The organism is Paenibacillus sanguinis 2301083 = DSM 16941, assembly GCF_000374825.1.
Lineage (GTDB): Bacteria > Bacillota > Bacilli > Paenibacillales > Paenibacillaceae > Fontibacillus > Fontibacillus sanguinis.
In genome coordinates this window covers 286,049-307,722 of sequence record NZ_KB895378.1, presented here as the reverse complement: position 1 = coordinate 307,722, position 21,674 = coordinate 286,049, and the positions used below count along the sequence as shown (strand labels likewise).

Annotated in this window: 17 protein-coding genes; 16 read left to right on the top strand and 1 reads right to left on the bottom strand. The window is 52.4% G+C overall.

Annotation, left to right across the window (positions count from 1 at the left end; genetic code table 11):
- Positions 1 to 65: 65 nt before the first annotated feature.
- Positions 66 to 2,975 (top strand): glycoside hydrolase family 48 protein, encoded by a 2,910-nt coding sequence (locus C557_RS0107410; RefSeq protein WP_420805390.1) that lies wholly within the window; start codon positions 66 to 68, stop codon positions 2,973 to 2,975.
- A gap of 132 nt (positions 2,976 to 3,107) precedes the next feature.
- Here the strand turns inward: C557_RS0107410 and C557_RS0107405 are convergent, their stop codons facing one another.
- Positions 3,108 to 3,674 carry a DUF4256 domain-containing protein gene (locus tag C557_RS0107405; protein WP_018751211.1) on the bottom strand — a complete coding sequence of 189 codons (567 nt, stop codon included), beginning with the start codon at positions 3,672 to 3,674 and terminating at the stop codon, positions 3,108 to 3,110.
- A 370-nt stretch (positions 3,675 to 4,044) separates the two neighbouring features.
- On the opposite strand from C557_RS0107405, the gene yaaA reads away from it, so the two are divergent.
- The 15 genes from yaaA to C557_RS0107325 all read left to right on the top strand — a co-directional run bounded on the left by yaaA (position 4,045) and on the right by C557_RS0107325 (position 21,635).
- On the top strand, positions 4,045 to 4,788 hold the full coding sequence (gene yaaA, locus C557_RS0107400; RefSeq protein WP_018751210.1) for a peroxide stress protein YaaA: 744 nt from the start codon (positions 4,045 to 4,047) through the stop codon (positions 4,786 to 4,788).
- 73 nt (positions 4,789 to 4,861) lie between these two features.
- Complete coding sequence (locus C557_RS0107395; protein ID WP_018751209.1) at positions 4,862 to 5,263, top strand: BlaI/MecI/CopY family transcriptional regulator; 402 nt, start codon at positions 4,862 to 4,864, stop codon at positions 5,261 to 5,263.
- On the top strand, positions 5,260 to 5,520 hold the full coding sequence (locus tag C557_RS0107390) for a hypothetical protein (protein WP_018751208.1): 261 nt from the start codon (positions 5,260 to 5,262) through the stop codon (positions 5,518 to 5,520). The genes C557_RS0107395 and C557_RS0107390 overlap by 4 nt, the downstream gene beginning before the upstream one ends.
- 617 nt (positions 5,521 to 6,137) lie before the next feature.
- Positions 6,138 to 7,166, top strand: coding sequence for a tripartite tricarboxylate transporter substrate binding protein (locus tag C557_RS0107385; RefSeq protein ID WP_018751207.1), 1,029 nt, complete (start codon positions 6,138 to 6,140; stop codon positions 7,164 to 7,166).
- Positions 7,166 to 7,639 (top strand): tripartite tricarboxylate transporter TctB family protein, encoded by a 474-nt coding sequence (locus C557_RS0107380; RefSeq protein WP_018751206.1) that lies wholly within the window; start codon positions 7,166 to 7,168, stop codon positions 7,637 to 7,639. Before C557_RS0107385 ends, C557_RS0107380 begins: the two co-directional genes overlap by 1 nt.
- 34 nt (positions 7,640 to 7,673) lie before the next feature.
- Positions 7,674 to 9,185: a tripartite tricarboxylate transporter permease gene (locus C557_RS0107375; RefSeq protein ID WP_018751205.1), complete on the top strand. Its 1,512-nt coding sequence runs from the start codon at positions 7,674 to 7,676 to the stop codon at positions 9,183 to 9,185.
- Between the two features lie 12 nt (positions 9,186 to 9,197).
- Positions 9,198 to 11,228 carry an FAD-dependent oxidoreductase gene (locus C557_RS24110; RefSeq protein ID WP_018751204.1) on the top strand — a complete coding sequence of 677 codons (2,031 nt, stop codon included), beginning with the start codon at positions 9,198 to 9,200 and terminating at the stop codon, positions 11,226 to 11,228.
- A 1,013-nt stretch (positions 11,229 to 12,241) separates the two neighbouring features.
- Positions 12,242 to 12,571: a 2Fe-2S iron-sulfur cluster-binding protein gene (locus tag C557_RS0107360; RefSeq protein WP_018751202.1), complete on the top strand. Its 330-nt coding sequence runs from the start codon at positions 12,242 to 12,244 to the stop codon at positions 12,569 to 12,571.
- Positions 12,572 to 12,610: 39 nt separating this feature from the next.
- On the top strand, positions 12,611 to 13,774 hold the full coding sequence (locus C557_RS0107355) for an amidohydrolase (protein WP_018751201.1): 1,164 nt from the start codon (positions 12,611 to 12,613) through the stop codon (positions 13,772 to 13,774).
- Between the two features lie 231 nt (positions 13,775 to 14,005).
- Positions 14,006 to 15,487: an MmgE/PrpD family protein gene (locus tag C557_RS23150; protein WP_154656178.1), complete on the top strand. Its 1,482-nt coding sequence runs from the start codon at positions 14,006 to 14,008 to the stop codon at positions 15,485 to 15,487.
- 491 nt (positions 15,488 to 15,978) lie between these two features.
- Entirely contained in the window at positions 15,979 to 17,355 is a 1,377-nt protein-coding gene (gene purB / locus C557_RS0107345) for an adenylosuccinate lyase (RefSeq protein ID WP_018751198.1), read from the top strand.
- The gene (locus tag C557_RS0107340; RefSeq protein ID WP_018751197.1) at positions 17,352 to 18,362 is read left to right on the top strand and encodes a M14 family metallopeptidase; all 1,011 of its coding nucleotides are present in this window, start codon (positions 17,352 to 17,354) and stop codon (positions 18,360 to 18,362) included. The genes purB and C557_RS0107340 overlap by 4 nt, the downstream gene beginning before the upstream one ends.
- A gap of 1 nt (position 18,363) precedes the next feature.
- Positions 18,364 to 18,879, top strand: a complete 516-nt coding sequence (locus C557_RS0107335) for a GNAT family N-acetyltransferase (protein ID WP_018751196.1) — start codon at positions 18,364 to 18,366, stop codon at positions 18,877 to 18,879.
- Positions 18,880 to 19,710: an NADPH-dependent oxidoreductase gene (locus C557_RS0107330; protein WP_018751195.1), complete on the top strand. Its 831-nt coding sequence runs from the start codon at positions 18,880 to 18,882 to the stop codon at positions 19,708 to 19,710.
- Between the two features lie 227 nt (positions 19,711 to 19,937).
- Positions 19,938 to 21,635, top strand: coding sequence for a thiamine pyrophosphate-binding protein (locus C557_RS0107325; protein ID WP_018751194.1), 1,698 nt, complete (start codon positions 19,938 to 19,940; stop codon positions 21,633 to 21,635).
- The last annotated feature ends 39 nt before the right edge of the window (positions 21,636 to 21,674 follow it).

Here is a 21,674-nt window from a genome sequence, read left to right as displayed (position 1 = left end):
CTTTCAGGAAATCAGCTTCATTCCTGTTATCGACAGCATTGACGTTCTCGCTTTTTACAGGAGGGATGTTCGGAGCAGCTACTGCGCAGGCTGAGGCCGCTTCACCTGAACAAGCGCGCTTTCTGCAGTTGTATACGCAATTGAAAGATCCAGGCAACGGTTACTTCTCTTCGGAAGGCATACCTTATCATTCGATCGAGACCTTGATAAGCGAAGCCCCGGATTACGGACATATGACGACCTCCGAGGCATACAGCTACTGGCTGTGGCTGGAGGTGCTGTATGGGCATTACACGGCAGATTGGGAGCCGTTAGAGGCCGCTTGGGACAACATGGAGAAATATATTATCCCGGTCAATGAAGGCGACGGCAAGGAAGAGCAGCCGACCATGAGCTACTACAATCCGAACAGTCCGGCCACCTATGCGGCGGAATATGGTCAACCTGACCAATATCCAAGCCAGCTTAGCGGGCAATATGCCGCGGGCAAAGACCCGCTGGACGCTGAACTAAAGGCCACCTACGGGAATAACCAGACGTATCTGATGCATTGGCTTCTCGACGTGGACGACTGGTATGAATTCGGCAATCTGCTCAATCCAGATCATACCGCTACCTATGTGAATACCTTCCAAAGAGGGGAACAGGAGTCAGTATGGGAGGCCGTGCCGCATCCTTCCCAGGATGACAAGAGCTTTGGCAAGGCGGGGGAAGGCTTTATGTCCCTGTTCACCAAGGAGGCGAATGCTCCGGCGGCTCAATGGCGCTACACCAACGCCACCGATGCTGACGCGCGTGCGGTTCAGGCCATGTATTGGGCCAAGTCACTTGGGTATGACAATGAGGTCTATATTGAAAAAGCGAAGAAAATGGGCGATTATCTGCGCTATGGCATGTATGACAAGTATTTTCAGGAAATCGGCAGCGCTGCGGACGGAAGTCCCTCCGCAGGCAACGGCAAAAATGCCAGCCATTATCTGATGGCCTGGTATACGGCCTGGGGCGGCGGTCTCGGCAATACAGGCAATTGGGCATGGCGCATCGGGGCCAGTCACGCTCATCAGGGCTACCAGAACGTGGTTGCCGCGTATGCACTCTCCGATCCTGACAGCGGCCTGATCCCGAATTCGCCAACAGCCGGTCAGGATTGGGCGACTTCACTCTCACGCCAGCTTGAATTCTATACTTGGCTGCAATCCAGCGAGGGAGCGATAGCCGGCGGAGCCACCAACAGTTATGACGGCGCTTACAAGGCCTATCCATCCGGGACAAGCACGTTCTATGACATGGCCTACGACGATGCTCCGGTATATCATGACCCGCCATCCAACAACTGGTTTGGCATGCAGGCCTGGGGGGTAGAGCGTATCGCTGAGCTTTACTATATCCTGGCCTCCAATGGAGATACCAGCTCGGAGAACTTCCAGATGGCCAAGCAAATCACCGAGAACTGGGTTGATTGGTCGATGGATTACGTCTTTGCTGACCAGCGTCCTGTCACCGATAGCGAGGGCTACTATCTGGATCAGCAAGGCAATCGCGTCTTGGGTGGAGACGATCCGCAAATCGCTACCGTATCGACTCCGGGTGAATTCTGGATTCCAGGCAATCTGGAATGGTCCGGCCAGCCCGACAACTGGAGCGGCTTTAGTAATCACACCGGCAATGCCAATCTTCATGCAGTGACAAAGAACCCGAGCCAGGATATCGGCGTGCTCGGCAGTTATATCAAGGCGCTTACCTTCTACGCAGCAGCCACCAAGGCCGAAGAGGGCGACTTCACGACGCTGGGCTCGCAGGCGGAAGGGCTTGCTAAATCGTTGCTGGATACAGCATGGGATTACAATGACGGCATCGGCATTGTTACGAAGGAGGAACACTCCGATTATAGCCGTTATTTCAAGAAGGAAATTTATTTCCCTGACGGTTGGACGGGCACGTTTGGCCAAGGGAATACTATTCCAGGCAATGACACGGTGCCATCCGATCCATCAAGGGGCGGTAATGGGGTCTATGCGAGCTACACCGATGTACGCCCGAACATTGTCAATGATCCGCAATGGGCCTATCTATTGGACAAGTATACGAACTCATGGAATCCGCAAACAGAAACCTGGGACGATGGCGCCCCTGAATTCGTATACCACCGCTTCTGGTCTCAAGTGGATATGGCAACCGCCTATGCGGAATATGACCGCTTGATTCAGGGCGGCGGCGGAGGTCCGGTGGAGCCGGTGGCTCCCAAGGCTCCAGCCAATTTGAAGGCCGCCCCCGGGGATACCCAAGTGGAGTTAAGCTGGAGCAAATCCTCCGGGGCGGAACAGTACACGGTCAAGCGCGCCGAGGTGAGCGGTGGGGCTTATAGCCCAATCGCTACGGTAACTACGACCACGTACATGGACCCTAACGTAGTGAACGATACCACCTATTACTATGTGGTTAGTGCATCCAACACGATAGGGACCAGCCCGGATTCGGCCGAGGTCAGTGCCACGCCTACCTCCAAGCCGATCCCGACGGGTGAATTGAAGGTTCAGTACCGTACGGATGACATGGGAGAGAACGATAACCAGATTCGGGCCCAATTCAAGGTCGTGAACAACGGAACCGAGACGGTGTCGCTGAGCGATGTAAAGGTACGCTACTACTATACGATTGATGGAGATGCGTCTCAGCAGTTTAATGTGGATTACGCGGTCGTGGGCAGTGGAAACGTAAGCGGCACTTTCGTAAAGCTGGAACCCGCGTTGCCTGGAGCAGACAATTATTTTGAAATAGCCTTCGCTCCAACTGCCGGGACGCTGGCACCGGGAGAGGATTCCGGGGATATCCAGATTCGCATTAATAAATCGAATTGGACCAATTTTGCCGAAGCGGATGATTATTCCCGTGATGCGTCAAAGACCTCTTATGCGGATTGGGACAAGGTGACCGCCTACCTGGGCGGCAGCCTGGTATGGGGGATAGAGCCCTAATCCGTAGGTGGGTGGCAATGCTAGCATTTCTATAAGGTAATAAGACGGCAGGTCCTGGACGGCATATCACTATGCGCCGGGGCCTGCCGTTGTTTGTGTTTTCATTTTGGCTGCAAGCTCAAACTAACTCTTTTAAACTCTGAGCAATCCCCGGAAGCCTCTAGCTCCGTAGTAAGAATCCGCACCATTATGATAGAGAAAGACCTGGCCGTAGCGGTAGTCGCCAAAGATGGCCCCGCCGAGCTTGCGGATGTCGTCAGGGGTTTTCAACCAGCTTGATGTTTTCGTATCAAATGGGCCGAACTGTTGCAGTTCCCGATACTGTTCTTCGTTTAACAGCTCGATGCCGATTTCAGCGGCCATTTGCATGGCACTGTTTTCAGGTTTATTCTGCTTTCTGGCATTCAGCGCGTCATGGTCGTAGCACACGCTGCGGCGACCCTTTGGACTTTCTGCCGAGCAATCGCAGTAGATATATTCCCCGGAGGTCTCATCGTAACCAATCACGTCGGGTTCTCCGCCGGTGCTTTCCATTTCATGAATGATTCGCAATTGATCGGAGTTAGCCTCAAGCTTGGCTTGCACCTTTGACCATTCCAACCCCGTGTGCCGTTTCATATTGCTCTCGAACCGGGACTTTAACAGGTCTAACAATTCCTCGGTTTGCTCCACAGACAATGCTTCCTTTTTATTGACCAATGTGAGTCCTCCTCTTGTGTCTCAGGCGATGGGTTCTTTAGCTACAGCTGCGCTTGATAGAAGTTTACCCAAAAAACAGAGCCTGTACAATTCTCACCCTATAAGTGCGTGTTCAAAAAGTCGAGTTTACAGGACGGTAGCTTATGCTACCGATGTGCGTTTTTGCAAAACGCTTGAGCCCCGATGAAGCTAGAGACGTCAGTAGCGGAGCTACACGTTTTCGCAGAAAGCGACTTTCTGAACAACCTCTATAAAGGAGTAGACATGCACATGATTACAGGTCATGATATGAAAGATAGAATTAGAGCCGTTACAGTGAAGAGGCGTGAAATTGAAATCGGAATATGATAGGAAAAGGAAAGAAGCACTTATGAGAATGATTATTTCACCTGCCAAGAAGATGAATGCCGATACAGATAGTTTGGACTTTCGTCAACTGCCGGGTTGGCTTGCTGAGACCGAGCAACTGCTGAAGCGACTTCAAGGGATGTCTTATGATCAGCTCAAGTCCCTTTGGAAATGCAATGATGCTATTGCGCAGTTAAACAATGAACGGATTCGGCATATGAAGCTAACGGAACGCTTGACCCCGGCGATCTATTCGTATGAAGGTATTCAATATCAATATATGGGGCCGGGCGTGTTCAGTAAGAAAGAGCTTGATTATCTGGAGGAGCATCTGCGGATTTTATCAGGATTTTATGGAATGTTACGGCCGTTTGATGGTGTTGTGCCTTACCGGCTGGAGATGCAGGCCAAGCTGGCCGGGCCAGGCTTCCGCTCCTTATATGAATTTTGGGGCCGAAGGTTGGCTGATGCGTTGTTTTCTGAGACCGATTGCATCGTTAATCTGGCTTCCAAGGAGTATAGCAAATGCATTACCCCTTACTTGAGCGATTCCATTCGCTTCGTGACCTGCGTGTTCGGCCAGCTTATTGGTGGAAAGGTCGTAGAGAAGGGAACGCTGGTCAAGATGGCCCGGGGCGAAATGGTTCGCTACATAACCGAACGACAGGTTGTTTCTGTGGAAGAGATTAAACTTTTTGATCGGATGGAGTTTAAGTATAACGAGATGTTGTCCGATGAGCATACTTATGTCTTTGTTCAGAAATAGAAAAGACTATAACTATAATCTATTATTCTGCCGATAGTAGAAATAGAACCATTGTAAGTAAGGAGGGATCATTGTGAAGCGTAAAGAGAAGAGCATGAGTCCTTCCGAGCTCATCGTGATGAAGGTTCTGTGGAAGGAGGGACGCAGCTCGGCTAGAGTCATCGTGGATCAGGTGGCGAAGCAGTCGGATTGGCATTTTCGTACTGTAAAGACGCTTTTGCGCAAGCTGGTAGCCAAAGGTTTTGTCGACTATACGGTGGATGCTCAGGATGCCCGGATTTATTACTATGCTCCGATAGTAAGTGAACAGCAGTATCTTCAGCAGGAACGGCAGCAATTTCTGCAAATGTATTACGACGGAGATAAAAGCGCACTGCTGGCTGGCTTCCTGAAGGATGGCGGATTGACTAGCGCTGAAGCAGAACGGCTTCGCCAAATGCTCTATGAGGCCAAAGGAGAGGATGGGAACGAGTGACGCTGTTGTTGCCCATGTTATTTCTCAAAGGGCTGGAGCTGACGCTGGCAGGTTCGATTATCGCCTTGATCGCTCTGCTGTTCCGCTATATTGGCCGCAACTGGCTGAGTCCCCGTGTTATATGCTGGATTTGGTGTCTGCTTCTATTAAAGCTTCTTCTGCCTGTCACCTATACTAGCGCAATCAGCATCGAGAACTGGACGGACCCATACCTGTATGGAGGTTGGCGGGGGAAAGTTAAATGCCAGTTCCAATAGGAGCTCCCTGTCCTTTAATCAGTATTTAACTCCGCTCCTTACAGGGCTGACATCTTCATATGCTCCTTCCAACGGGTTGTCCGCTACCGGCGCATCGAGATTACTGCCCCGAATTCCATATTCACCGTATTCATTGTCTTCATTTGACTCCAGTGCTATGAATTACAACACCTTGACAATGCTGTCCTTACTGCTAGGAACTGGATTGGGGGATACCGGAAGCAATGCATACAGGATGCAGTTGCAGCAGCCGTTTAGCCGCAACTATCGCAGCTTCCCAGCGTTTAATAGCTTGCCGTCTTCCTCCATGCTTGATATGAAGTTGTAGTCGGAAGTATATGTCCTGGATCCCCCCTATCGCCTGAGCGAGGGGGGATTTTTGGTGTTGGTGTAGAACCCATAGTTTGAAAATGGCCCCAATTTATGGGCATGAGTTGAAAACTCTGAGCCTATGTGCTGGGAGGTGATTTTTAACATACAAAGCTAACACCGATAAAATTTTTGTTGACAAAGTTCTGCAAAGTTTTTATATTCAAAACATACTAAACCACTTGGATAAAATGATTTAACGCAGCTCAGAGGCAAAAATATTCAACATGTGAAGGGGACAGAAGGATATGGCTAAAAAATGGTTCAGTCTCGTCTTGGTAATTACCGTGGTTTCATTGCTTGCTGCTTGCGGAAATGGGGCTGGCAAGAATGATTCAGCAACCAATACCGGGGGAAATACAGCGGCTAATACTAGTGCGGCAGACAGCTACCCGGAGAAAAATATTGAATTTATCGTTCCGTTCAGTGCAGGCGGGGTCTCGGATATTTTAACACGCAGCTTCGTTGAAGCCGCGACGGGCATTATTGATACAACAATTACCGTCAAGAACGTTAATGGGGGTTCCGGAACCGTCGGCAACTACGAGCTGGTTCGGGCGAAGCCGGATGGATACACCTGGTTGTGGGCCGCGACAGGTCACCTGTCCTCGGCGCTGCATATTACGCCAGCCGAGTACACCATGGAGGATTACACCATCGTTAACAAGATCGGGGACATGGTCGGAATCATCGTCGTCCCCAAGGATTCTCCATTCCAAACGCTGGAAGACCTGATTAACCACGCCAAGTCTAATCCTGGCGAGCTAACGATTGGCAACCCGGGTGAAGCTACGGTGGTAGCCATGCTGGCTTATATGCTGGAGGACCGCACCGAAACAACGCTGCAACACGTTCCATTCCAGGGCAGCGGCGAATTGCTTCCAGCCGTGCTGGGCGGACATGTGGACGCAGGGATTATGAACGTACCGGAGGTAGCCTCTCAGGTGAAAGCAGGTGAGTTACGCGCACTGGCTGTATTGAGTGAGAACCGTGTGGATCAGGTTCCTGACGTGCCAACGATTGCCGAAGCGGGTGTAGAAGGGGTGAGCGGTGGCGCAGGTCACTTTATCGTCATTCCGAACAACGTAGATCCAGCGATCGTAGCGAAGATCGACGAATTGACCAAGAAGGTATATGAGTCGGATAAATTCAAGGAGCTTATGGCGCAGGCAGGCTACCAATTGGGCTACAAGAACGCGGAGGATTCACGCGCCGAGGTTGAAGCTTGGTATCAAGCCACTGGTGAAATCTATAAGAAGTTAGGAAAAACAAAATAATGAGCCGTCCTGTTTTCCTCGCCCGTATCCTGACTGCCTTCTTGATGCTGGGAGCAGGAATCGTTACACGAATACAAACAGCAGGCTTGCCCTTTGGGACTCTCAAACGAATAGGGTCGGGATTCTTCCCGACGCTATTCGGCAATTTAATGATTATATTAAGCCTATGTATGCTGGTTTCATTATTTGTGGCCTATCGCCGTGGGCAAGTCAACCAAGTAGAGACAGAAGATATTATTACTAGCCTCAAGGGGTTTGGCGTGTTTATGGCCATCCTTATTGGCTTTATCCTGATCAATCATTTTGCTGGCTTTGTTATCGCTTCTCTGGTGGCTGTATTCGCGGCGGGTTATGCGCTTGGGTTAAAGGGTTGGCGCTTGGGGGTGCTGACGGTGGCAACGACCCTTGTGATCTGGCTGGTGTTCGATCTGTGGCTCATGCTATCATTGCCATCCGGAATATGGTTCTCTTAACCTCACAGCAACTGCGATTGGAAGGAGCAGCAACATGTCAGAACAAATTATAGAAGGTATATTGGCGGCCCTCACCTTCAAGCACCTGCTTATCTGCTTGCTGGGCGTCGCTTTGGGAACGTTGGTTGGCGTATTGCCGGGACTCGGGCCAGTGGGCGCCATTTCCATGCTTTTGCCGATCACCTTCTCCATGGAGCCCTTGGCGGCTTTGATTCTTATTGCAGGCATTTACTTCGGCGGGATGTACGGCGGATCGACCACCTCGATCCTGGTGAACGTTCCGGGGGAAGCGGCCTCAGTGGTCACGACCCTGGACGGGTACAAGATGACGCAGAAGGGTCGGGCGGGCGCCGCCTTATCCATTGCAGCCATTGGATCATTCGTGGCCGGTACCATTGGAGTTATACTCTTAACCTTTATGGCCCCGCCACTGGCGCGAATGGCCTTGAAGTTCGGACCGCCTGAATACTTCGCAATTGTGCTTGTCGGCCTTATGGTCTTGTCCCGGATGACCGACAAATCGTTGATTCGCAGCTACTTGCTAATCGCTTGTGGTATCGTCATCTCCGTGATTGGCATCGATCCGGTCAGTGGCGGCCTACGATTGACGTTCGGCTTGCCCTCCCTGTTCGATGGATTGGATTTTATCCCTATTATTATGGGACTGTATGGTTTGAGCGAGGTGCTGTCTTCTTGGGAAAACAATGATACGAAGCCGGCCAAGGCAGACTTGTCATTGCGAAAATTGCTCCCTACCAAAGATGAATTCAGACGCAGCACAGGGCCGATGGTTCGCGGGGGGCTGTTAGGCTTCATTATGGGCTTGATTCCTGGACCAGCCAGTATTCTTAGCACCTATGCGTCCTACGGTCTGGAGAAGAGAATCTCCAAGCATCCGGAGGAATTTGGCGAAGGCGCAATCGAAGGAGTAGCCGGACCGGAATCAGCCAATAATGGCGCAAGTACGGGGGCGTTGGTTCCCTTGCTGTCGTTGGGGGTTCCGTTCTCTCCACTGCCAGCTATCCTGCTGAGTGCCTTTATGATTCAGGGGATTACGCCGGGACCGATGATGATTCAGGATCATCCCACGATCTTCTGGGCGCTCATTGCCAGCATGTATATCGGGAACGTGATGCTGCTGGTTCTTAACCTGCCTATGGTAGGTATCTTTGCCAAGATTGCGCACCTGCGTTCTGCCGTGATGATGCCCATCGTACTGATCTTTTGTATTGTCGGCGCCTTCTCAGTGAGAAGCAGCATGGCCGATGTGGTCATTATGGTGATCTTCGGTGCTTTGGGTTATTTGCTTCGCAAGGCCAAGATGGAGCCATCCCCGTTAGTGCTGGGTGTGATGCTTGGTCCAACGCTGGAAAATTCATTCAACCAATCCACCCTGATCTTCAAGGGGGATCTGACGATGTTCCTGACACGTCCGATTTCCGGAACGTTGTTATCCGTGGGAATTCTGGTCACGGTATGGCCGCTGATTATGAAGCTGGTTCGCATGCTCACTTCAAAAAACAAGCAGACAGCAGCTAAAGAATAGAGGGCTCGCGATATGAAAAAGGTAGAGAACGTATATGATGTTATCGTAATAGGCAGTGGGGGGGCCGGGCTGAGAGCAGCGCTGGCTTCCGCCGAGAAGGGGGCCAAGGTGCTCGTCTTGACCAAGGGCGAGCCACAGCGTTCGGGCGGAACCTTGTCCGCACATTACTCCTTCTGCGCGGTCCCTCCTGTCTCCTCTTCCGGAGATACCCCGGAACAATTTGCAGAAGATATTATTCGTTCAAGCGAGGGGATCAGTGACCCGTCGCTTGTTCGTGTACTAACAGAGCAAGCGTATCATGCGATAGCTTATGCGGAAGCCCTGGGTGTCAAGTTTGATCGCACCGAGGAGGGGGACGAGCATCACCTGGGTTGGTTGGCCGGACATACGCATGCCAGAGCGTTTCATGCCGGCAATGTGGTCGGCCGTGATTTGACTAGGGTGCTGATGCGGCGGCTCACCAAGCAACAGGTCGATATCCATGCCTTTACCCAGGTGCTTCAATTACACGTGCACCAAGGCTTGTATAAAGGCCTGTTTGCTTATCATCTGCCAACGGACGAACTGCGCTATTACGCTTCCAAAGCGGTCGTTATCGCCACCGGCGGCGGCTCGCAGCTCTATGAGCTAAATACGAATCCCGTCGAGGCTACCGGCGATGGATACAGCCTGGCGCTGCAAGCAGGTCTGGAGCTTGTGGACATGGAGTTCGTCCAGTTCTATCCTACGGTGTTGGTAGCTCCGAAAGGGACGCGGGGTCTGATGTTTAATTCGGGCATTGTCATTCCCCGTGGGGCGACGATCAAGAATGCCCGTGGCGAAGATGTGTGGGAGCGGAACGGGGCAGGGGACCTCAAGCAAGCCACTCGGGACACGATGTCCCGGGTGATGGCCGCCGAGCTTGCAGCAGGCTACGGCACGGAGCAAGGCGGCCTGATTGTCGATGCTTCCGCTGTGGATGATAGCGACCTGCCGCAATTGCAGCAGCAGCTCTTAACAGACCTGGGGGTAGATGGAGCCTCCAAGCGGTATGAGGTAGCCCCCGGGGCTCACTACTTCATGGGCGGCATCCGCATTCATCCCTGGGCAGGGACCTCGGTTTCAGGCGTCTTCGCCGCCGGAGAATGTACAGGTGGCCTGCATGGCGCCAACCGACTGGCCGGTAATGCCCTGTCAGAGAATCAGGTCTTCGGCGCTATCGCCGGATATGAAGCGGCCCGGTATGCGTTAAGCGGGCAGGGGACTAGGCAAGTGAGTTCCAATTCGGAGATAGCGGGCCAAGGTGACGGAAGTGATCGGAGTGAAGGAAGTATTGTAGACAGGTACGATGAGAACATGGCTGACCGAACTGATGGGAACATAATAGATCCGATTGAAAGAAGTAGTATTGATGACCGGAATGATGGGAACGTACCAGATCGGAATCAAGGAATCGCTGTAGATCAGAGTGAGAGATTTTTAGGAGACATGAGTGAGAGAAGTGTTGAAGAGCAGAGTGTTGAAAGTTTGGCAGCAGCACTTAGTCAATTTCAGGCTCGTTGGGGGTTTGTATTTGACCAACGTCAGGCAGCAATTGGCAGTGAGGGCGGAAGCGATAATAGCCAAGTTCATAAAGACGGAGCTAATAGTGGCGAGCATATCCATAAGCATGGCCACAAAGAGGGCAATATTGTGGCCTGGACGAAGCAATTGAAGAGCCTGATGCAGCGCGATGTAGGTGTCAATCGCTCGGAGGTACGGCTGCGTTTGGCCTTTGCGGAATGCGAGGCGATCGAAGCAGCCTTGTGCAGCAAGTTCACGGTGACGCATTCAAGACTGCCGTATAACCGCGAGCGGATGAAGGCGATTGAGCTCAGGCATATGCTGCTGGTGGCGAAGGCGGTCATTTACAGCGCGCTGGAGCGGCGCGAAAGCCGGGGGGCCCACAACCGGGCCGATGCTCCCGGCAAGCGGCCTGAATACCAAGCGAGCATTGCAGTGAGCTTCAATAGTAATTCCCCTCGCCCGTGGTCACACACTTGGATTGCACGTGAGATGGAGTGACTTTACAGGGAACGCATAAGCATGGCACAGGAACAGAAGGAGCACACAGCACACCGTACGCAAGTAAGTAACAAGATCAGGTAACAAGAATACGTAACACATAACAGAAACAAGTAACAGAAACAGATAACGGAACCAAGTAACAAGTAGATGTGATACTTACAAGAACCAATAACAGTAACATTAAATAGTAATGAGCGAACGTAACAAGGAGCATAATCCAGTAATAGAAACAGGTAACAGTAACAAGCAACGGAAACAAGTAGATGTAATACTTACAAGAACCAATAACAGTAACACTAAACAGTAATGAGCGAACGTAACCATTAACAGAGAAACAGGAATAAATGAGAGAAATAGGAAAACGAAACACGTAACAAGAACACGTAACAAGAACACGTAACAAGAACACGTAACAAGAACACGTAACAAGAACACGTAACAGAAACAAGTTTAATCAGAAAGAACTAACTAGCATACGAAAGCTCTGACTTGAATTACTATCAACTGGGAGTAGAACTTTGGAGTTCTAGAACAGTCTGCTCATACTCTGCTCATACTTTACTTGTGGCTGGTACGCTGAATTTTCTAGGAAAGTTGGGCTTTACGGGGAATTAGCAGGAAAAACTCATGTTAATTCGCTGGATATTGGCAGAATAACGCATGTATATGGAATTTCTCCCGCTAATTATTGCGATATTACGGTTTGATAGCTGAAATGGCTAAATTAGATGGAGGATTTCCAGTTAATTAGTGAAATTGGCTAAAAACCAGAGAATTAGTGAGATAATTTCCAGTTAATCTTATGGGAGTGACCGTCACGAATGAGATTCTCAAATGACTCTAAAGGAACTCTATGAGCTCCATGAACCCAAGGAACCTAAGGAATCCAAGGAACCCAAGGAACTCCATGAGACTCAGCAGATACCGCTCATTCCCACATTACGAATTTTAGAGAATCCACATGTTGCTTGGAGTATTTCAATTGAACTACTCGAACAGGGGGTGAACGCATGCCGGAGACAAGGCTAACAAATAAACGACTGTATGTCGAGAGAAGAGAATACGCCGATGCAGAGCCCTATACAGCCTGCTATGAAATTCCCTATGAGGAAGGCATGACCCATATGGACGCCTTGCGTTTCATCGCGGATGAGTTGGACCCGAGCTTTGCCTTCTATGAGCATAGCTGCAAGCGTGGCTTCTGCGGGGCCTGTCTGATTCAGGTAGATGGCAAGAAGCTGTTAAGTTGCCGGTCGCTCCTGCCCTCCGATCAGGAAGAGCAGGTGATCAAGCCCGCATTAAAAGTAGATAAGGACTATTATCCAAAAATGGATAAATAGATATAGAGGTATAACCAAGAAAGGAAGGATCAAACAAACATGAGCAGAAGCGAGTGGTTGAAGCAAGAGGCGGCCAAGCACAGTGAAACCTGGTCAGCGATGCGGCGGGAACTGCATCAGTATCCGGAACTCTCGAATGAGGAGTTCGAAACGACGAAGAAAATCCGCAGCTGGCTGGAGCAAGCGGGGGTGACCTTGTTGCCTTTCCCGCTGCCGACAGGCGTGCTTGCCGAGATTAAAGGTGACAAGCCGGGGCCGGTCATTATGCTGCGTGCGGATATCGATGCTCTGCCTATCTTTGAGGAAGCAGATGTGGATTATAAATCGAAGGTAGACGGCAAGATGCACGCCTGTGGACATGATTTTCACACCACATCGATGATTGGCGCAGCTACCCTGCTGCAGGCCAGACGTGAGGATATCGCGGGGACGGTTCGCATTTTGTTCCAGCCTGCGGAGGAAATCGCAGTTGGTGCCAAGGCGGTCATTGAAGCCAAGGTGCTGGATGGTGTGCAGGCGATTTTTGGTATGCACAACAAGCCGGAGTTGCCGGTGGGTACGATTGGCCTGAAGCCCGGTCCGCTGATGGCTTCCGTGGACCGCTTTGAGATCGAGGTATACGGAAAGGGAGGCCATGCCGGGATTCCCAATGCAACGGTGGACCCGATTGTGGTTAGCTCTGCGATTGTTTCAGCCTTGCAGACTGTAATCAGCCGGAATGCCAGCCCACGCCACTCTGCCGTGGTCAGCGTGACTCGACTGGAGTCCGGTACAACCTGGAACGTGATCCCGGATACGGCTCAGATGGAAGGGACGGTCCGTACCTTTGAACCGGAAGCGAGAGCGGCGATTCCCGAGCAGATGCGCCGGGTAGTGGAGCAGGTAGCCAACGGATTCGGAGCAACTGCGAAGCTGATCTGGCATGGGATGTTGTCCGCGGTACAGAATGATGCGGCACTGGTAGAGCTTGTGGCCGAGGCGGCTGCCTTGCAGCAGCTAACCGTAGTTGAAGCCGAACCAACGATGGGCGGCGAGGATTTCGCTTTGTATCAGGAGCTTGTACCGGGTAACTTCCTCTGGATGGGAACCAGTGGTACGGAGCAGTGGCACCATCCCAAGTTCACGCTGAATGAGGGAGCCATTGAGGTGAGTGCGGCATTGTTTGCGGAGACGGCTTTGCTGGCGCTGGAGAAGTTGGCGTAAAGGCTAGCTGGTTGAAGGGAGTAAAGTAATCAAGGCAGCAATGTAGCAACGTAATCAAGCCAGTAAGGTAGTCAAGGGAACAAAGTGGTTAAGGCAGTAAAGTAATAAAAGTAGTAGTCAAGGTAGCTAGGCAGCTAAGTAGCTAGGGAAGAATCAAGCGTCTGGAAAATGTGTAGTTAAACTATCGCATTTTGCAAGCAGCGTGAGACTTAGGCCAAAGGAGGCGGGGGAATGGCTCATCAAGCGTATGCGGAAGGGTGGACAATGCAAGTCGCCGAATTTGCCGCGAACGCTCCTGTTCTATGGACAAGTGGGCTAAAGGATAAAATTTATGACGGAATCACGGACTGGCTTTCTTCGACTTTGGCGGCTAGACAGGACCCGGTGGCTGAGCAGCTTTTGCGGTCACTAGGTTATGGGGTTTTGAATGCGGGGAATGGTGAGGCTGCATCTCTATCAGCTTCTGTAACTTCAACTCCAACACCAACTCCAACACCAACTCCAACACCAACATCAAGCCAATCATTCCTCCAGCCCTTCCCTTGTACAGTTGTCGGTAGAAGCGAGCGCGTTTCAGCGTTGGATGCGGCTTTGATCAACGGGTATTTGGCTCATGCGCTTGATTATGATGATGCCCATGAGGATGTGAGGGGTCATCCCAGCGCGGTGCTGCTCTCCGCCTTGATGGCGGAAGCCGAGCAGGGGGCCAGCCCGGGTCTGGCCCTGATGGAAGGCTACCTCATCGGGATGGAGACGATGTGTCAGCTAGGACGCTTGTTGGGCGCTGCCCATTATGAGCAAGGCTGGCACACCACCTCCACCGTGGGAGGTATCAGCGCCGCGATTGCCGTCGGGCGCATGCGGGGGCTGACCACAAGGCAGCTACAGCATGCCATCGGGCTGGCGGCAACGCAGGCGGGAGGCTTGCGCGCCCACTTCGGCACCCCGGTCAAGCCGCTGCATGCGGGACTGGCTGCGCGAGCCGGAGTGCTCGCAGCCAGAATGGCGGCGGAGGGCGTGGAAGGTGCCGAGGAGGTGCTGCAGGGAAAGCAAGGCTTCCTGCGTATGTATCGCCACGGCCGGGAAGGCGAAGCCTTGGACACATCCGGCTGGGGCAAGCCTTGGCGGCTTGAGGCCCCAGGTCTGTGGTTCAAGAAGTACCCATGCTGCTCAGCCTCATATCATGCCATTGAGGCAGCGAATAGCCTCTGGGAGCAGCATCGTTATGCTCCCGAGGATATTCAGAGCGTCAAGCTGATTTATCCGCCAGGCGGGGATGCTGCCTTAGTCATCCGTCAGCCCCGAAACGGGATGGAAGGCCGCTTTAGCGCTGAGTATATTGCCGCTCTGAAGCTGACACGTTCGGAGCTGTCCCTGCAAGATTTTGAGGAACAACAGCCTGTAGACGAAGCCATATTGCAGTTGATTGGGCGGTCTCATCGGGAATACCGATCCGACATTCTGGCATCTCCTGAAGCGATGCCAAAGGGGAGATTCACCATCGTTGAGGTGACAAAGCGGGACGGGACAACGGCTTCGGCCCGCTGCGACGTACCGAACGGCTCACCTGGCAAGCCGCTGACACCGGAGGAGATGGCCTACAAGTTCAAGCTTGCGGCAGAGGGATATGTTCAAAATGAGAACGAAGCATTCCAGCGGATACGGCAGCTAGACAAGCTCGCACGAGCAGCTGATTTATGGCTTGATCTATAGGAAAGCTGGAGCATCAATTGCTGATTTAGGAATTACGCGCTATTAAGGATGGCCGGCTCATCGGCTGCTGATTAATAATTGACCTATAGAGGCAGTTCAAAAAGTCGTCTTCCCAGGACGAAGCTATTCGAGGAGTAGGTTCGACATCGAATCTTGAATTCAGCCGGGGCTAGCGTAGGCTTTCGTAGTATGTTTCTTATAGAAACATATGAGTTGCTCACGTACCCATGCTTCCGAAGTCGTTTTCTCCGAAAACGTGTAGCTCCGCTACTTGCGTACCTAGCTTCATCGAGGCTCAAGGCGTTTTAAAAAAACGCACATCGAAAGCCTAAGCTTCGGTCCTGTAAACCCGACGTTTTGAACACGCACCTATAAGCAGCGCCGTTCATCAACAACTGCTGATTGTTCAGCTTGAATGACCGTGAACTGCGCCACGAAATTAGCCCATACACCATGGGAACACCGACTACAATAGGGGAGGAACTACAATTATGCCATCACATGTCATAGATATGATCATGATGCAGAACAATTTTGGAACAGCGGAAATGCGCGAGGTATGGAACGACGAGAACCGATTGCAGAAGCATCTGGACGTCGAAGCGGCCTTGGCTTTGGCCGAAGCGGAGTTTGGTCTGATCCCTGCCGAGGCAGCTCGGGCCATTGCCGATGCCGCTAAGGTCGAGAACATGGATATTCAGGCCATTGCGAATGAAGTGCTGAAGGTGAAGCATTCCCTGATCCCAACTATCAAGCGCCTGCAAGAGCTCGCAGGTCCAGAACATGGCGAGTGGGTCCATTATGGGGCCACGACTCAGGATATCGTCGATACCGGCTTCATCCTGCAATTGAAGGAAGCCCATCATATCTTGGTGCGGGATACCAAGGCTGTGGCGGCAGAGTTGGCCAAATTAGCCGAAACCTACAAGAGTACCCCGATCGCCGGACGCTCGCATGGGATGCAAGGGTTGCCTACGACTTTCGGTTTTAAAATGGCGGTTGTGCTGGATGAAATTATCCGTCACCTGGACCGGTTGAAGGAAGCCGAAGCCAGAGTATTTACAGGTGTGCTTGGCGGGGGCGTGGGGACGCATGCTTCCTTCGGTGAGCAAGGACCGGAGATCGAGCGGAGGACGATGGACAAGCTGGGCCTTAACACGGCGAACATTTGCTGGCATTCGTCCCGTGACCGCTCGGCGGAATATGCCGGAACTGTCGGCATGATCTCTGCCACATTAGGCAAGCTGGCAAATGAGTTCTACAACTTGATGCGCACGGAAATCGATGAGCTGGAAGAGCCATTCACCTCCGGGAAAATTGGCTCGACCACCATGCCACACAAGCGGAATCCTGCTGCGCTTGAGGGTGTGGCCAGCCTGGTGAAGCCGGTCCGCTATAATGTTGCTTTGGCTCAGGAGTGCATGATCGTGGAGCATGAACGGGATGCCATGTCCTGGCGTGGTGAGTGGGTTGCCATTCCGGAGAACTGCATCTATGTGTCAGCGCAGCTCGCTTCCATGAAGAACATATTAGCAGGCTTGATTGTGAAGCCGGACCATATGCTGCGCAACCTGAATGCACTTGGAGGCTTGCTGCTGTCCGAACGCGTGATGTTCGTGTTGGCCGGGCCGCTTGGCAAGCAAACGGCTCATGAAGTGGTATATGAATTATGTATGGAGAGCGTAGAGAAGAATATTCCATTCCGCGATGTGTTGATGGGCGATGGCCGGGTTACCGCTGTATTTACAAGAGAGCAGCTGGAAGAGATTATGGACCCGTCCACCTATCTGGGCAGCGCCCCGCAAACCGTCGATCGCGTATTGGCAGCAGCAAGACAAACAGGCTATTTAACGGAGGATGCGCAATGAACATACAATGGGATCATCTAATTGCGGAGCCCGGCCAATCGGTTAGCGGCTATGTCAAGGTAGGAGAGCTGTCCAACTGGGCAACGGTAGAAATGCCGGTTATGATCGTTAACGGCGTGGAGGAAGGTCCGGTACTCTGGCTGAACGGCGCCATCCATGGCGATGAGTTGAACGGTCCAATGGCCATTCGGGAGATTTTCCCGCAGCTGGATCCGGCCAAGCTCAAGGGAGCTGTCATTGCTACGCCGGTCTCCAACCCTTACGCCTGGCAAGCCCGGCGGAAGAACACCCCTCAGGACGAGCTGGATATGGACATGCAATTTCCCGGCAACCCGAAGGGAACCTTGTCCCAGCGCTTGCCGTATTATCTTTTCGAGAAAATCAAGACTTATGCGACGCACCTGATTGATTTTCATTCCTTGGGGACTCCTTATGATGCCTTGCCTTATACCGTTTATAAAAAAGTGCCAGGTGATCAAGTCGGGGCTAGCGAGCAAGGTGAGCGGATGGCTCGTGCTTTTGGCGGCTCCGTACATTGCTGTGTGGATTTGAACGGCAGCTTGAATGAGCTTCCGGGCAACGTCGCTGGTTTCCTGGACGTTCAGTGCCTGATGCATGGGATTCCGGCCTTTATGACGGAGCTTGGATCAGGTGGCCAGATTCAGCAGGATATGGTGGACTATGGCCAGCGGGGCATCTGGGCTGTGTTGCACGAGCTTGGCATGTGGGTGGAAGCGCCTGAGCCGCCGGTGCATACGCAGACCAAGACATTGACAAAGCGTAAATTCATTTATGCGGATCGAGGCGGGCTGGTGATTCAGCAAGCGCCAAGCGGCAGCATCGTGCGAAAAGGCGAGCGCATTTGCTCCATCATTGACATGTTCTCGGTGGTGCAAGAGGTACTGGCCGAAGAAGACACTTATATTATCGCCAGTCGCAAAAACCCGCCGGTAGACGCCGGGGACCGAGTTGCTTTTGTTGGCGTGGAATGGAGAGAGGACCAGTAACATGACGACGAAATTTAGAATTGCAACAGTCCAGGATGCAGCGGAAATTCAAGTCCTATCGCACAAAGCATACGCCTCCATTCGAGAGCTGGGGATTAATTTTGCCGCAGCCACGGCCGATTTGGCTACCGTGGAGAAGAATATTCGCAACAATATTTGTCTGGTGATGGAGGAAGACGGCAAGATCATCTCGACGATCTCCGTCCGCCTGCCCTGGGGTCAGCAACCTGGACCGTTTGGATTGCCGCATGTCTGGTGGTTCGCGACGGACCCCGATGTGGGCCGCAAAGGCATTGGTCGTGAGATGATTACCTGGGCGGAGGAAAGCTTTGTCCGTGATACATTAAGATCCCCTGCGGTGTCTCTCGGCACGGCTGAGGAGCACCCGTGGTTGATTGAGATGTATGAGCGCCGCGGCTATGAGATTATGCATAAGAAAGCGCTGGGACGGGGACATATGACTGTGTTTATGAAAAAAGTGCTGAATCCTGCGTTTTTAGAAGGGGCGGATCATTAAATGAGTGGAGATCGTTACGAAATCGATGGCATCACGCCATATGAAGGACTGCGTAATCCAGTGATTGATCAATTGGTTCGCCATAAATCGGTCCGCAGCTTCGAGCCGGGCCGCCCCTTGGAAGAAGGAGTCATTGAGACGATGCTGACCGCAGCGCAAAGTGCCCCGAATTCCTCGAATTTTCAATCCTGGAGCGTTATTGTCATTGAGGATCAGGAGCGTAAAGCGCAGTTGATGCAGCTATGCGACAATCAGGCATTTATTGGGGAGTCCTCGGTGTTCCTGGTCTTTTGCGCGGATGCTTCCCGGCATAAATATGTGACAGATCGTCAGGGCTATCCGTTCAATTCGGATTATTTGGAGCTGCTGCTGGTTTCCAGCTTCGATAGCATGCTGGCTGTGCAAAATGCTTCAACGGCTGCGGAATCGCTGGGACTCGGCTGCTGCATGGTAGGAGCTATTCGGAACAAGGCCCGTGAAGTGGCCAAGCTGCTGAAGCTGCCTCCATTATGCTATGCAACCGTGGGACTGGCGGTAGGTTATCCTGCCCGCGATACCAAGGTGAAGCCGCGCTTGCCGCAGCAGGTGATCGTGCATCGTGAGGAATATTCGACGGCTGTGCTGGAAGAGGGAATTCAGGCCTATGATGCCAAGATGGCGAATACGGGCATTTATGAGGGGCGGCGCATTCATATTCCCGGAGTCACCCCGGAAGTGGAGCCGGAGCATTACGGCTGGATCGAGCATACGGCCAGACGCATGGCGCGAGGAAATGATTTTCGCCGTGATTTGGCCCCATTTTTGACGGAGCATGGATTTACATTAAAGTAAATACTCCCCGTCTGAAAAGGTTCAGATTTTATTATTTGTTCAAAAAGTCAGGTTTTCAGCACCGAGAAGGTTGAATGAAGTTAGGGACAGAGAAGCGGGGCGTACGTAGTGGGTACGTGAGCATCGGAAGGCCCGGGTGAATTCAAGATCGATGTCGAATTGACTTCTTGAGTTGCTTCGTGATTAGAAGATAACTTTTTGAAATACCTCTAAGGGAGGGCTCAAGCATGAATAAGCAAACATCGGAAGCATCGGTAAGACTGGGTCGCGATCTCTTGTTCGATATGCTGACGGCATATGATATTCCTTATGTATTTGGGAATCCGGGGACCTCGGAGCTGCCTTTCATCGACGGTGCCGAGCAGTACGGACATATTGAATATATCTCCGCCTTGCATGAGGCGAATGCGGTATCCATGGCGATGGGCTATGCCCGGCAATCCCGCAAGCCAGGGGTGGCTATCGTGCATGTGGCCCCCGGATTGGCGAACGCCATGGGGAATATCTACAACGCCTACCGGGCAGGTATCCCGCTGGTGATCATCGCCGGGCAGCATCACAGTGAGTGGCTGCTGGGAGAGCCGATTCTGGCGGGGGATCACGTGAAGCAGGTTGAGAGCATGACGAAGTGGGCGCATGAAATTCGCAATATGGCCGAATATCCTGTGGCCATGCAGCGTGCCTTTAAGGTAGCGATGACGGAGCCGAAGGGCCCCGTATTCTTGTCTGCTCCGTATAATCTTTCATTAACGCCAACCGAGGCACGTATTGGAAAGCCGGAGTTGTTCGAGCAGGCCGTTTCTGTATCTGGATCAGCGGTGAAGCTGTTTCTGGAAAAATTATTGAGCCATGAGCGCATCTTGCTGATCAGCGGGGACCAGGTCGGAGATCAGCAGGCGGTTGGTCTTTTGCAGGAATGGGCAGAACTGCTAGGAGCGCCGGTGATGGCGGAAGGTATGCCAACGCGGCAAAATATTGATTCGGCGCATCCGCAATATTTAGGCACATTCCCCATGAATGCGGGCGTAATCAGGCAGGTATATGCGGAATGTGATGCTCTGGTGATGGTCGGTACAACGGTCCAATTGCCAGCAGCGTTGTCCGATGGGCAGGGATTTCTGGTCGACGATCGGAAGCCGGTGTTCTATATCCAGCAGGACGCCTGGGAAATCGCCAAGAATCCAGGCCTTGCCTACGGCTTGCAGGGCTCGGTTCATGGCTTGCTGCAGCAGCTTGTTGAGGCAACGTCCGGTTTGTTGACCGATGCCTTGCAGCAAGTGGTGCGGGAAAGAAGGAGCAAAACAGAGGAAGCCGCTGCACGCAGGCGGCAGAGCTTGCAAGTGCAGTTGGAGCAAGACTGGGAGGTCGAGCGTATTACGGCTTCGGTGCTGGCTGCTGAGCTGAATCGTCAGTTGGCGACATTGCCTGCGGGACGATTCACGCTGGTTAATGAAGCGGTCTCCAATGCCGGGGCCTTCATTCAGTACATGCACCTGTGGGAGCCGCAGCAATATACCGCTGGCAAGGGGGGCGGACTTGGGCATGGCGTCGGTCAGGCGCTTGGCATCAAGTTGGCCGACCCTGAGCGTACGGTGGTCTGTGCCGTGGGCGACGGGACCTTCTTGTATTATCCGCAGATTTTATATAGCGCGGTGACTTATGATATTCCGGTGCTGTTTCTCATCGTACAGAATGAAGCCTACCGCGTCTTGAAGCAAGGACTTCAGGCGATGGGCGAGCCGCTGGGACATAAGGTGATTCCTTCTCTGGAGCTGGCGGGGGCAGTCCATATGATGAAGCTGGCCGAAGCCTTCGGTGTTGCAGGGGAGACGGTACAAGACAGGGAAGCATTGGCTCCTGCGCTGGAGCGAGCGTTGGCGAAAAGCCGGAAGCAGCCCTATATGCTGGAAGTTTATGTGAAATGAAGCTGACGGAGGATTCTGACCAGGCTCAAGATATTTGCG